The sequence below is a fragment of the Pseudoalteromonas piscicida genome, from assembly GCF_000238315.3.
Classification (GTDB): Bacteria; Pseudomonadota; Gammaproteobacteria; order Enterobacterales; family Alteromonadaceae; genus Pseudoalteromonas; species Pseudoalteromonas piscicida.
In genome coordinates this window covers 2,767,558-2,781,442 of record NZ_CP011924.1, presented here as the reverse complement: position 1 = coordinate 2,781,442, position 13,885 = coordinate 2,767,558, and the positions used below count along the sequence as shown (strand labels likewise).

The window sequence follows — 13,885 nt, the reverse complement described above, 5'->3', positions numbered from 1 at the left end:
GCATTGCTGATGGCTGGATGCGGAGCTGGCGACAATACTTTCTAATTTCAAAAGTAACTCACCCTATTAGAGAGGTTTTGATGTTAGGTGAGTAGTTAATAGATATTTGCCTTCTAAGCATCATGATTAAGCAGTGATGTGAGAGTGACATTAAACTAAAAAGCCCTCGCAGCTTTAAACTTGCGAGGGCTGATAATTACGACTAAATCTTACCGTTTTTAGACTACAGTCTAAATGTGAAACCTGCGAAGATATAGCGACCCAAAGAATCATAGAAACCAGGGTAAGTGTTACCATTTGCAGGGCCTGCAGGACCATTTGGTACTAGTGGAGCAGTATTATCAAAGATATTATTTACACCACCGCGGAATTGCAGGTTATCAGAAGCATTCCATGTTACTGCAATATCAACGTAGTCACGCGCAGTCATTGGAACTGGTCCATCGATTACTTGACCGTCGTCATTTCGAGCGAATTCCTTCACTTCACTTACATAACGATAGGTTGCTGTAATGTTTGCATCCCAAGGCGTTACCCAAGTTGTTGAGAAGTTTGACTTAAAGTCAGGAACTGGGTATTCACATACCGCTCTATCCCAACGACCTGCACAATCGTCAATATCACCACCTGGTAAGTTCTGCGTCGCATACTTATCTAGCCATGTACCGATTAGCTTGAAGCGTAAAAGACCCATATCATCAGGTAGGTTATAACGGTAAGACGCATCAAAATCGATACCGCTTGTTTCTACGCTACCAATGTTGGTATCAATTGCAGTGATTGAATCCTGACCTAGCCATAAAGAACCAGTCGGACCACGGTTGATAAGTCCACATAACTCGTCGTTACCATTAATCGCACACTGATTGAAGATTGTTGCTTCAGGGATTTCTTGAATTGCGTCTTCAACAGTAATGTCGAAGTAGTCAATCGCAATGTCTAAACCTTCAATGGCTTCAGGAGATAATAGAATACCGAACGAGATAGTATCTGACTTCTCAGGCTCTAGGTCTGGGTTACCACCAGTGATACTGTTGTATTGACCTGCTGGGTTGATCAGTGCGTTTGAACCATATTTAGATGGATCGAGACCTGTTCTAGCACACTGTTCAACGGTTAGAGTTGGGTTGTCACCACCACATGGATCTTCCCAGTTGAACAAACCTAAACCAGCAGATCTGAATAGGTCACGTACGTTACCTGCACGTACTGCGCGTTGGAAGCTTGTTCTTAAACCAAGTTGATCATTAACGCGGATATCAAACGCACCTTTATAGGTGTTAGTTGTTTTATCCGTTGAATAATCAGAGTAGCGGTAAGCTAACTCTAATGTAATATAATCAGCAAATTCAGAGTCTTCGACTAATGGTACGTTGAATTCAGTAAAGAATTCATTGACGTCAAATTCACCACTTACGCCAAGAACTGGACCACCTTGACCTGCACCGTCACCCGACTGGAAGCCTTGATCCGGATTAAAGTCTAGTGATTCTTTTCTGTGCTCAAGACCAAATACCACGCCCACACCAGTGGAAGTCCCAGGTACTACAACACCGTACTCAGTAAGGTCACCAGTAACATAACCACTAATTTGTTTTGTTCTCGTGTCACCACGAGCAAATAGAGGCATAGTTAGATAGTCGATTTGCTCTTGAGTGATGTTCGCTGGATCGAAAATATTCCAAGGAATACAGGTTGGATCGCTACCATCTACAACTGACTTACATACCACGTTACCGTCATCATCTGTCGTTGCTTGTAATGAACGAATGATTCTGGTTGTAGACATGTCGTTTTGGTAAGTCTGAGCATATGATACGTTACCAAAGTTCATATACGCATCATAACTCCAGTTGTCATCGATTTCACCGCGAACACCTAGTACAAAGCGAGTTGAGGTATGGCGAATATCGTCTTGACGAGGGCCACCTTCAACATTACGTTTACCGATGAAAGCACCTTCTACAACGCCATCAACTGCAACGCCACCAGGTCCACAAAGCGTGTTTCTTTGTGAATCTGAAAGTAGCGGATTATCACAGCTAATATCAACTTGGTTGAAGAAAGAGCCAGAAGGTGCGATCTGAGCTACTGTGCGGTTGTCCATGTAGTTAAACTCAGCGTAAAACGTATGGCTGTCGTTAAAGTCATAGTGACCTAGCAAGCCAAATGTCTTACGTTTGTCTGGACGTTGGAAGTAGTTAAGCGGGCCATAGTTATAAACAGTTCCAGCAGTAGGAACGAAATCGGTACCAGCTACTTTGTAGTCATAGGTATCGAAATCGGTAATACGGCCATCAGGAATTGTTCCTGAACCACCACAGATACGTTTACCTGTGGCATCGATATTCATAGCACAGGCGCTGTAGTCACGGTTATCCTGTGTCACTTCTTCGATATCACGCCAAGTCGCGTAACCTGTGATGTTTGCACGTCCATCTGCAGAGTTTGCACCAAAAGTCAGAGAGATATCATGGGTGTCACCATCCCACTGACTTCCGTCAGGTACTGGGAAGCCTCTATCATTTAGTGCTCGTTGCATGTCTTTGTGGTCGTTATCATGTTGATAAACACTACCTTGATACTCAACTTGGAAGCCTTCAAAGTCGTCTTTCATGATAAAGTTTACAACACCAGCAACAGCGTCAGAGCCGTATGTTGCTGACGAACCACCGGTAAGAACATCTACACGTTCTACCAAGGCAGCTGGGATTTGGTTAAGGTCAGCGCCGATACCACCAGCAACAGGAGAACCAGAAGGCAAGCGACGTCCATTAACAAGTACTAATGTACGTTCTGTGCCTAAATTACGTAGGTTTACTGTTGCGGTACCTGTAGCTCCATTTGCTTGGCCTGAAGTTTGGTCAGCAAAGATTGCAGGCATATCGTTGAGTAGATCTTCTACCCTAGTAATACCTGCAACTTTAATGTCTTCGGCCGTAACACTTGTTACAGGGCTCGCACCAGTCATGGCAGCTCGCTTGATACGAGTACCAGTAACCTCAATTCGTTCTACGCTATTAGTAGCGTTGGCATCTGTTTCTTCAGCGTGGGCGATACCTGATACGCCTGCAGTCAGCGTTGAACAAGCCAGTAGAGATAGCCTGATCGTTGCTGATAGGTTAGAAAGTTTCATCTTATTTCCTTATTTATTTATTTATTAGCAGAGTAGGAAAATGTTCCTGCAACATAGAACTTACAACGCATCTACTGAAAGTTCAATGGTTCGTTTGTAAAACCGTCAAATGTAATGGAGATATGAGCTTTTTTATAACGAAATTATACGGATGAAAGTTGAAACAAAACATTTCTAGATAAAAGTAAAACAAAGGAATGAGTAATTTGTTGCCAAAAAAAGGACACCGCGATGGTGTCCTTGATGATGAATACCTGTGGAGTTGATTACTCTTCAGTGATAAATGCTTCACCGGATTGAATCCACTCTGCTGGTGGCAATCCTTTCAGATGATAATCAAAGTATTCTTTCATACGAATTGAATAATCTAGCTGATTTGGCAGCTTTTTCAGATGGTGCGGTTCACCTTCGTATTGCAAGAAAATAGCATCTTTATCATGTCTTCTTAAGGCTAAGTAATATTGAATACCTTCTTGCCAAGGTACAGCTCCGTCGTTATCGCCAAACATGATCAAAATCGGCGTTTTTACTTTATCTGCGTAAAACACTGGAGAGTTTTCTATATATAATTCAGGCGCTTCTGTTAGCGGTTTACCGATACGGCTTTGGCCTGTTTCGTACTGGAACTGTCTTGCAAGACCTGATTCTAAACGGATCCCACTGAACGCTGAGGTCATATTAGATACTGGCGCGCCAGACACAACCGCTTTAAACATATCTGTCTGTGTGATCATAAATGCACTTTGGTAACCAGCCCAAGAGTGGCCTTGTAAGCCAATTTTATCCGGATCCGCAACACCTGTATCAATCAGCGCCTGTGCTGCATTGATCATGGTTTGTGTTGAAGAGCGCCCAGGGTGACCGATTTCAAAACGAATATCAGGCAAGAATATCGCATAACCGTTTGAGGTATACATTGGCAGGTTTGGTCTGTGATTTAGCTCCATTTTCGGGAAGTCATACATGCGCTGGCTCATATAGCGGTAGAAGTAAATCACCACTGGCACTTTATCACCAGCGTTATAATCAGCAGGTTTGATTAACACGCCTTGAAGATCTTCGCCATCGTAGCCTTTGTACTTCACAAGTTCAGGTTTTTGGCCCCAAGCAAATGTCTGCTGCTGTGGGTTTAAATCTGTGAGTTTTGTCGGGTTATTAAAGCTGCCATCTGAGACCCAATAATCAGGAAACTCTTGATAAGACTGTCTTGTGAAAATATAAGTGTCCACCTCTTTGGCTTTTTTCACTACGCCATATTTAGCTTCGCCAGACAAAACAGTTTGCAACTTGTTATCTTGTAGAGAAAGCGTAGCAATATGCGTTTGTTTATTTTCGAGGTTGTGCGCACTTAACAGTAAGGTATCGTCCGGGTTAAAACCTAGTTTGTCCTTATCTTTATACTCAATACGATATTGCGTTTGGGTCTTATAGCCATCAGTTAGGCGAGTTGCTTTTGCCGTTTTGGTATCAAATGCCCAAATATCATATTTACTGTAGGCGTAGAGCGTCGAACCATCGAGCTGCCAACCAGCAAATCCAAACCCTTCGTTTGGTTCTGGTTTATCATGTTTATCATCAGCAAATAGTGCGTTTTTAACCGCTTTGCTTACTGGGGTAAGCTGTTGAGTGGATAACGATTTCAACCAGACTTGTTCACCGTCGAAATAGGCCGCATGTTTACCATCAGGCGCGACAGTAGGGCGATTTGAGCTTTCTTTAACAATGAGTTGTTTATCACCGCTGCTGATATCAACGCTGTAGTAGTCGCGATAAAAGCCCTTGTACATAATCTGCTTTAGGTAGGGTGTATCGTCGCTGCCCAGCACAAAATTTGCGTTTGTGTGCAGTGAAATAGAAGGCACTTGAAGGTTTTCAAGCTGTACTACATGCTCGCCATTAATATGATAAACCGCTTGATAATGTTGATCTCGACGGCTTTCATTCCATGTTTTTATTTCTCGAGTTTTGATTTCAGGATCGGCATTGTGCCAAACTTTTAAGCCTTTTTGCTGGCGAATGGTATCGTAATCATAAAGTGAGCTTTCATCTGTGTATTTAAGCACTTTGGCTTTTGCTTCAAGCTGTGGACGATTTTCAAAAAACAGTCGTGAGCCATCTTCAGACCATTTGATTGATGCTGTCTTGCCTGAAAACCAACCGCTTGGGTTGTGGATGTCGGTTATTTTATTGCTTGTTGGAGACCATAATTTGAGTTGGTAGTCGCGGCGGCGCTTGTCATCGTTGACATAATTACCTAAATAAAAAGCGACATGTTGAGAATTGGGTTGCCAAGCAATGTCTCCTAAAGTCACACCGGGCTCATCAATAAGACTTGTGATTTGATTGCTTGCTAAGTCAATAACGGCAACACGGTTTTTACTGCCGTCTTCGCTTTGCTGATTGACCAAGATAGCGTTACTACTTGGCGCCACTTTGTATGCTGCGATGTCGTCATAGCGAGTGCTTTCATTGTTGGAAAGATTCAGCACCACAAGTGTTAAGGTGTCATCGCCTTTATCTGCACTGATTTTGAGTTCATCAGTTTGCTTGTCAGTATTCGCTTTTGCGTCTGATTTGTTGTCGCCTTTTTTTGCATCCTCACGGTACACCAGCCATTGGCCATCGTCTGAAAGTTGATAATCTTTAACCGAGTTAAAGGTTTGCTGGGCCTTGGTTGTGGTGTTCACCAACACTAAGTTGTTTTTTAGTGTTTTCTTCTTCTTTTTATCTGCCGTTTCTTTTTCAAGTAGGGTAGGGCGTTGGGTAAAGCCAACCCATTGACCACTTTTATTGATAACTGGGTTCGTGCCACGGGGAACCGATGCAATCAGTGCTTTATTATTGAGAGAATACACTTGGCCTTCGCTGTCACCACGATAAGGCTTTGCACTTAGGCCGAGGAATGTGCCTTGTTCGGAGATCACCGTACCCTGAGGGTAACGAAAATCAAAAACATCTTTAAATTCAAGGCTGGGTTTAGCTGCTAAGCTGCTTACACTAAAAAGTGCTGCGCTTAAGAGAGTGAGTTTTAGAGTCATGTTTAGAGCATTTTAGTATGTATTTATGACGTTTTTATCACTTTTAACAGTGAAACTAAAATGCTCTGCGGTGTGCGGATGTATTTAAGCGGCTAGCCGCAGGTGCTTAAAGCCAGATTTTCTCAAGCTCAACCCACTGTTTATCGAATTGCGCGGTTGGTTTTGCTTTAAAGTCACTTCTGACAAACTGGTTCATCTTACCCTCAACAAAAGCTAAGAATAGGTTAGCCAGAACACTTTCTTCACTCGTGAACGCCTTACCTTCTCTCAATTTACGCTCTCTTAATACTTGTTTGAATTGTGTCTCAAGCTTTTCAAATAAGCTTTGCACTCGTTCACGTAAACGTTCTTGCTCACCTTGTAGTGCATCACCCGTTAAAATACGCGTGATCCCAGGATTTTTCTCTGCAAACGCTAGGAGTAGAGTAAGAATGTTGTAGATCCGGTTACGAGTTTCTTTTTCGTTTTCTAGGATTAAATTAATGCGTGACAGCAACGTATCTTCGATGAACTCAATAAGCCCCTCAAACATTCTCGCTTTACTTGGAAAGTGGCGGTAAAGCGCAGCTTCTGAAACCCCGACTTCAGCAGCGAGTTTAGCTGTGGTGATACGCTGTCCCGGGCTGGTTTCCAGCATTTGTGCGAGTGATTGAAGAATTTGCTCTTTGCGATTACTACGTTTTGTCGCTGGCATGAAATTTCCCTTATTTTTCTAATTGTTATATTGTTTTTGCCGGGTTTATTAAGCACAGAGAGTGATGCGCAGAAGTGCAAACCCCGACTCGTTTACACGTTATCGGGGTATCATGTTAATGTTTTATTCAGTTTCTTTCCAGTCTTTTACATGAAGGTTATTTTATCTTTTCGGCAATAGCTTGCATGACAGTGAGTGCTAACTCTTTTTTGCTAGAGTGAGGGAGTTCAAGTCGGTCTTTTTTCCAATATAGGGTCAATGTATTGTTATCAGAGTTAAAACCACCTGTACTATCCGACACATCATTCGCACAGATCATATCCAGCCCTTTATTTACTAATTTTCCTTGCGCATATTCGGCGACATTCTGCGTCTCAGCGGCAAAGCCAACGGTATAAGGACGAGACTGTTTTAGTGCAGCGACAGTGGCGATAATATCGGGGTTTTTGACCAGTGTAAGTGTGATTTCATCGCCTTGCTTTTTAATCTTTTGCTCGGCAACGGTGGCTGCACGGTAATCAGCGACCGCAGCACAGCCGATAAAAATATCCGATTGTACGGCATATTCGAGTGCAGCTTGTTGCATCTGCTCAGCACTTTCTACATCAACTCGAGTAATTCCAGTGGGGGTATTTAGTGAAACCGGACCTGCGATCAGATTTACGGTTGCACCTAAGGCTTTTGCCGCTTCAGCAAGGCTAAAGCCCATTTTTCCTGAACTGTGATTAGTAATAAAACGCACTGGATCTAATGCTTCGCGTGTCGGTCCTGCGGTGATAGTTACCGTTTTTCCTGCTAATACTTGCTCAGTAGGGCGAAGTGCAGCTAAACACAGTTGTACCAACTCGTGAGGTTCAAGCATGCGTCCTGCGCCTACATCTCCGCAGGCTTGCTCACCTTTACCAGGTCCCCAGATTTGGACATGGCGTGAAGCTAGGGTGTTAAGGTTTGCTTGAGTCGATAGATGTGCATACATCTGTTGATTCATTGCCGGCGCTACGGCAACAGGCGCGGGTGTTGCGAGTAGTAATGTGGTCAGTAAATCATCCGCAATACCCGCCGCCATTTTGGCGAGGATATTCGAGGTCGCAGGAGCAACCAGCACTAGATCTGCCCATTTTGCAAATTCGATATGGCCCATTGATGCTTCTGCTTGTGGGTCAAGCAAAGAGTCAGAAACGATTTCACCAGAGACCGCCTGCATTGTCAGTGGCGTGATAAAGTGCTTGGCAGACTCAGTCATCACCACTTTGACATCTATTTGCTGTTCTTTTAGGCGGCGAACAAGTTCTGCGCATTTGTAAGCAGCGATACCACCGCTGATCCCAAGTAAGAGGCGTTTATTTCTTTGCATGTTTGTTTTATACGATCACAGTATCAATAAACTAAAGATATCACAGTCTGTGTTTGCTTTTGAATAATCGTGATCACCCGCTAAGCTTAATTTAGTCAAGGAGACATACAAATATAAGGAATAGTAGGATGCAAATATCAGCCTTACCCAAATCCGCACGGCCAAGAGAAAGGTTAATAGAGCACGGCCCTGAGGCGTTATCTAATGCCGAGTTATTGGCTATCTTTTTACGCACAGGGATCAAAGGATTAAATGCCATAGAGCTTGCCGAATCCTTGTTGCAAGAACAGCAAACGTTACAGCGTTTATTCAATGCCTCGTTAGAAGAGTTTTCAGCGTTAAAAGGCTTAGGCGTTGCCAAATACACTCAGTTACAGGCCGTTTTGGAGCTAAGCCGGCGTTATCTAAAAGAAGAGTGCTTAAGAGAAACGGTATTTCAAAACCCGACAGCGGTACGTGACTATTTGAGTGCTCAACTACGGGGGCTTGGGCATGAAGTGTTTATGGTGCTGTATCTAGACAACCAAAATCGCTTGATAAAAGATGAAGTGTTGTTTCACGGCACAATTAACGCAGCTTCGGTTTATCCAAGAGAAGTAGTAAAGGCGGCACTCAAATACCATAGTGCAGCTGTGATTTTTGCCCATAACCATCCATCGGGCGTGGCAGAGCCCAGCGAAGCGGATAAACTCATTACGAAAAAATTGCAGCAAGGCTTGGCACTAGTTGATATTAATGTACTTGACCATTTAATCGTTGCCGGAAGTCATTGTATTTCGTTTGCCGAACGAGGACTGATTTAAGCTGAGTTGCTGTTTTATCAGGTGGGTTTTGCTTTCTCAAGCTGTCCTTTCGAACTGAGCAAAATGGAATGGAGCTTGATCACTCAACTTTTACTCGAAGTGTGAGGTAGCTGGTGGAGTATTGCTGCCCAAATATACGCATAAGCACGAAAATTAAACAGTGAAAATTACGATGTAGAAAGGGCCAAAAAAGAAATTTGCTCGTTAAATCAGCATATTTGTATAAATTTTATAAATTAGTTCAATTTAAATGCAGTTTTTACTTTCCTAGTGGGCTTCGGATCATTATAATTGGCCGCTATCAAATTTACCCATGAGCTGATTTCAGTAGGATCAGATCCTTGATCTCTGCCTGTAGATACTGTATAAAGAGCGCCCTTTGATTTTACCTAGGGCACGCAGTTAAAAGGCCTTTAAGGGAAAATTAAGCTCGAGCGAAGTTATTGGAGATACATAGACATGTCTAAAGTCTGTCAAGTTACAGGTAAGCGCCCAGTGGTTGGTAACCACCGTTCGCACGCGCGCAACGCTACTAAGCGTCGCTTCCTACCTAACCTACAAACACACCGTTTTTGGGTTGAAAGCGAAAAGCGTTTCGTTTCTCTACGCACTACTACTAAAGGTATGCGTATTATCGATAAAAAAGGCATCGACGCGGTATTAGTAGATATCCGTGCTCGCGGCGAAAAAGTTTAAGGAGCTGAATCATGCGTGATAAGATCCGTTTAGTTTCAACTGCTGGTACTGGTTATTTCTACACTACCGACAAGAACAAGCGTAACATGCCTGAAAAAATGGAGATCAAAAAGTTCGACCCTAAGGTTCGTAAACACGTGATCTTCAAAGAAGCGAAAATCAAGTAATTCGTTTCAAGAATCAATAAAAACCCAGCCTCGGCTGGGTTTTTTGTTTTTGTACTTTAATTTTTTACGGTTAATTGCCAAAGCTCACCACTTGGTTGCTTCAGCTCACTGAAAATCACATCGCCATTTTGCAATATATCAAACTGTCCAATAAATCGTTGTGGCGGGGTGAAATACAACTTTTCTTGTTTAGTCTTCAGGTCAAATCGCCAAATACTTTTGTCTTTTTCATAGTAAAGCGCATTATCTCTGAGTCGCCAATTCAACCAATTTCTCACTGGTACATCCGTCACAACTACAGACTCTAGCCCGTCTTCCAGTTGCCAAATTCCGGGTTGTGTAAACTTGGTAAAATACAACACATTATTAAGCTTGTAGCCGCTGTAGCCACCTTGTGTTGTAAGTTGCTGATGTTGGTTTGTTATTAGATTTAGAGACCATAACTGCCAACTACCAGAGCGTTCACTGCTGTAAATGATTTCGTTGTTATCTTGGCTGTAATTGGCAACGTAAGGCTTAAGCTCAGGACTTATAAGTTGTGTTGTTTTTTGGCTGTTGATAGCAAACTGGTAAATAGCGTCTTGATATTCATACAGTATTGTTGAGGCATCGTGGTTAAGTTGAAAGCGCTGAAAATTAAATATGTGAGGCAAGTCAACTTGAGTGTGTTGTTGTGTTTCAGTGTCGATAGACCATAAAGCGGAATGCGCGCCGTGATCCGAAATATACCAAACTCGCGGCATTTGATTTGCGCGAGGTAAGCGATTCAATGCCTGATTATCAACAAGTGGTGAAAAGGTTTGATCCGATGCGTCGAAAAGGTGAATTAGGCTAGTTAACTTATATTGGTTAAAGAGCAGGGTCTCATTGCTATCTTGTAATACTAGGCTTTCGATTGGTGCTGTGAGCTTGTGAAGCAGTTCTGCTTTACTCGATTTTATATCAGCGCGATAAACGCTACTGCCTGCGCTAAAGTAAATAGATTGTCCGCTGGCAGACCAAGTTAGTGCCGTGAGATTATAAGGTAACTTAACGGTGCTCTTTACTGACATGCTTGGGTAATCGTACACCGTCAGTTCGTGCTTATCTTCTCCAAGATAGCGTGCGGCGGCGAGTTGGTCTTTAGTTGTGGATAAACTAAATAGATGATCGCCTCTAAGGTTTCCTGAGATTGGAGGAAGCGTTAGCTGAATATGTTGCTTTGTATTCGAATCGAAACGGTAAAGGCCGTATCCACTATGTATATTTGTGCGTTTTCGATAAATGATTTCGTGCGGATTTGCGCCCCATATTAGTTTAATGTTTTCGATAGGCTGGCAATAAAATAGCGTAGTGTGCTGTGCCTGCGTGATATCAAACTGTTTCACGGTACAGCCATTATCATCGTCAATATAGGCGATGTGTTTGGCGTCTGAGCTTAAGGCTTGTGCGCTGATGTTGCCTGAAAACAGCTTTCTATGTTGCTCGTTGTGATTGAGCCACAGCTCCGACTGCTGAGTGTCGGTAGGATGCAGGTAACTAAAGCTTTTATATTTTGGCACGCTACTTAACTGCAGCTCAATACCGCTCTGGCCCGTTAATTTTTGTGGTAGGAGTGGTTCGTTATTGTGCGCTGGCTGCATGAGCTGATAGGCAATAAATGCACATACGCTGGTAATAAGTAGAGAAACACCTAAAAGTGGCGCGATCTGGGAGCTGGTCTTATTTATTGTTGCCGGAGTATGACTTGTGACCGCGGGAATCAGTCGGTATCCAAGGGTAGGGATAGTCTCTATATACTCAGTTTTACCATCTAATTTATTCATATACTGGCGCAACGTCGACACGGCTTTATTGATTGCGCTTTCTGTGACTACGCGACCTCGCCACACTTCTGCAATGAGTTTATCGCGCGAAACAACATTACCATTTGCAGCAATTAAGGTTTGTAGCAATAAGTATGGCTTAGGCTCAAGTCTGATGGAGTCTGTGCTACTTGTCAGCGTTCGATTAACCGTATCAAACCGAATGGCTGCAATCTCATAGCGCATTTATTATCCCTTTGATTATATTGTTTATATTTATTGGTAAGGAATTCCTCACAACGATTTCATGTGAATTCGTCGCGGCCTTTTTCAAAGTATTTAGAGTACATGAAAACAATAAAATAGGAATGGCCAACATGACAAGTCGAATGTATTTAAAACAGGCGTTAGGTTTAACACTCGCAGCTTTAGTCGCGGGCTGTGGCAGCAGTAGCGACAGCAAAAAGGCGTCAAGCAATGACGATGGAGTGTTAAAGCCCGTAAATGGTTTTGAGGTTCATCAACTCAATGAGCGTTACTATTATATGAAGCCGATTGAAAAGCCACATAAAGCGTACAAGCTGATGTTGGCCTTTCATGGTTCTGGAGGCACTGCTTACGGTATGGCTGGTTTAACCAAGTTACATGAGCAAAGCGATGATTATATCGTCGTTTATCCTAAATCAAAAAATGAAGAGTGGAATGAAGGTTGTGGTTGTAACAAGGCACATCGTTTAGGTGTAGATGACTTAGGCTTTGTTGATCAGATGATTGCGGAAATAAAAGCCAAATATGATGTCATTGACGGTGAAATTTATGCGACTGGCTTTTCTCAAGGCGGGTTATTTGTACAAAACCTATTATGTAACCGCTCGGGGACGTTTAATGCGATAGTAACGGTTGCAGCACCTATGTCCTACCAATTAGGTGATAGCTGTAATTTTTCGACACCTACAAACTACCGAATTATGCACGGTAAAGCAGACTCAGTATTGCCTTATAATGGCAAAAGTCACGCAAATTTTGGGCTACTCTCGTCACCTCAAGCGATTAAAATTATTGCTAACTTAAATTATGAGGCTGCTTTATCTGTTGATGAAGAAATAGCGGAAGGCGTGACGTTAACTCACTATCCTAATCGCAATATTCAAACGCAGCTAATTAGTGTAGACGGGGCTCATCATAGTTGGAATTTACCACCTGTCCATACCACCGAATCGATAATGACATTTTTTGAATCGACAAGTCGTTATGCGCTGCCCCAAGGTTCTGATCTTATCGCAGTAAACAACGATTATTACCATGTTCGACAATTAAAACAGCACACTGATAAACCAATTGTGGTCATGCTCTCGGGTGCGAATATGCATTTTCATAGTGACAGTGCTTGGTTCGCGTTACTACAGCCTTACTTAGCAGACAGTTTTAATGTTTACGTCATTGATAGGCTAGGGCTGGGGTTAAGTAGTGTCGATGACACGCCTTCCATGAATAAATTTGCACACGACCTTCCAGTACTATTTGAAAAGCTCAATCTCAGTGATGTGCATTTGTTGAGTTACGCAAATAGTAACTCGGTGCCGTTAATTGCGATGCAAAAATCACAGGAATTTAAGCAAAAGATAGCAAGCATGTTGTGGTTAGATCCAGATATTTTGCTGCCACATTCTATTGCTCAGTATCAAGGTTACCCAGTTGACGTTTATCGTCAATACGGACAAGACTTGATTGATCATGTTGCTGCCGGTAATTGGCAAGAAAAAATGGATGGAAAAATAGCTGAAGAACAGGCGCACATTGAAGCTCTGCTTGAAGGGAGTGAGTTTGCAGACTACATGGATTGGCAATATTTCAATCACATCATGCAAACCCGCCATAGTGTTGCAGCTCAACTTACTCGAGTACACGAAATGATGAACTACCATGATGACTTGGAGTTAGTAAGAAACTGGCAGCCAGACAGCAGCATTCCGATTTCAGTGATAGACAGTGAGTTTGAAAAACTAGATATTGCCAATGCAGACTCTGAAGAAGCGAAAGCCAATCTAATAAAATGGGAGGCTGAGGGGAGAAAATGGTCGCAAGAAGTTGCTGAAACCAGCGGTGGGCAATACTTACCAATATCATCAACTGAGCACCTGATCCCATTTACCCATCCTGCGCTTATCAAGCAGGCATTGACTGAGCTTGCGAACCAATGACACCAATCCAGT

Annotated in this window: 9 protein-coding genes; 4 read left to right on the top strand and 5 right to left on the bottom strand. The window is 42.8% G+C overall.

The features are described 5' to 3' along the window. Positions 1 to 223 precede the first annotated feature (223 nt). The 4 genes from PPIS_RS12910 to coaBC all read right to left on the bottom strand — a co-directional run bounded on the left by PPIS_RS12910 (position 224) and on the right by coaBC (position 8,222). A complete protein-coding gene (locus tag PPIS_RS12910) occupies positions 224 to 3,136 on the bottom strand; it encodes a TonB-dependent receptor plug domain-containing protein (protein WP_010376737.1) in 2,913 nt (970 codons plus the stop codon). A 266-nt stretch (positions 3,137 to 3,402) separates the two neighbouring features. Further along, positions 3,403 to 6,174 carry a S9 family peptidase gene (locus tag PPIS_RS12905; protein WP_010376739.1) on the bottom strand — a complete coding sequence of 924 codons (2,772 nt, stop codon included), beginning with the start codon at positions 6,172 to 6,174 and terminating at the stop codon, positions 3,403 to 3,405. 106 nt (positions 6,175 to 6,280) lie between these two features. After that, positions 6,281 to 6,868: a nucleoid occlusion factor SlmA gene (gene slmA, locus PPIS_RS12900; RefSeq protein ID WP_010376740.1), complete on the bottom strand. Its 588-nt coding sequence runs from the start codon at positions 6,866 to 6,868 to the stop codon at positions 6,281 to 6,283. 157 nt (positions 6,869 to 7,025) lie between these two features. Continuing rightward, a complete protein-coding gene (gene coaBC, locus PPIS_RS12895; protein WP_010376742.1) occupies positions 7,026 to 8,222 on the bottom strand; it encodes a bifunctional phosphopantothenoylcysteine decarboxylase/phosphopantothenate--cysteine ligase CoaBC in 1,197 nt (398 codons plus the stop codon). A gap of 128 nt (positions 8,223 to 8,350) precedes the next feature. Here coaBC and radC point away from each other — a divergent pair, with 128 nt between their 5' ends. The 3 genes from radC (at position 8,351) to rpmG (ending at position 9,888) form a co-directional block, all read left to right on the top strand. Next, a complete protein-coding gene (gene radC / locus PPIS_RS12890; protein ID WP_010376744.1) occupies positions 8,351 to 9,025 on the top strand; it encodes a RadC family protein in 675 nt (224 codons plus the stop codon). Between the two features lie 459 nt (positions 9,026 to 9,484). After that, the gene (gene rpmB / locus PPIS_RS12885) at positions 9,485 to 9,721 is read left to right on the top strand and encodes a 50S ribosomal protein L28 (RefSeq protein WP_010376746.1); all 237 of its coding nucleotides are present in this window, start codon (positions 9,485 to 9,487) and stop codon (positions 9,719 to 9,721) included. An 11-nt stretch (positions 9,722 to 9,732) separates the two neighbouring features. Further along, entirely contained in the window at positions 9,733 to 9,888 is a 156-nt protein-coding gene (gene rpmG / locus PPIS_RS12880) for a 50S ribosomal protein L33 (protein WP_010364212.1), read from the top strand. Positions 9,889 to 9,944: 56 nt separating this feature from the next. Here the strand turns inward: rpmG and PPIS_RS12875 are convergent, their stop codons facing one another. Next, the gene (locus PPIS_RS12875) at positions 9,945 to 11,918 is read right to left on the bottom strand and encodes a winged helix-turn-helix domain-containing protein (RefSeq protein ID WP_010376748.1); all 1,974 of its coding nucleotides are present in this window, start codon (positions 11,916 to 11,918) and stop codon (positions 9,945 to 9,947) included. Between the two features lie 131 nt (positions 11,919 to 12,049). On the opposite strand from PPIS_RS12875, the gene PPIS_RS12870 reads away from it, so the two are divergent. Continuing rightward, positions 12,050 to 13,873, top strand: coding sequence for an alpha/beta hydrolase (locus PPIS_RS12870; RefSeq protein WP_010376750.1), 1,824 nt, complete (start codon positions 12,050 to 12,052; stop codon positions 13,871 to 13,873). Positions 13,874 to 13,885: the final 12 nt, after the last annotated feature.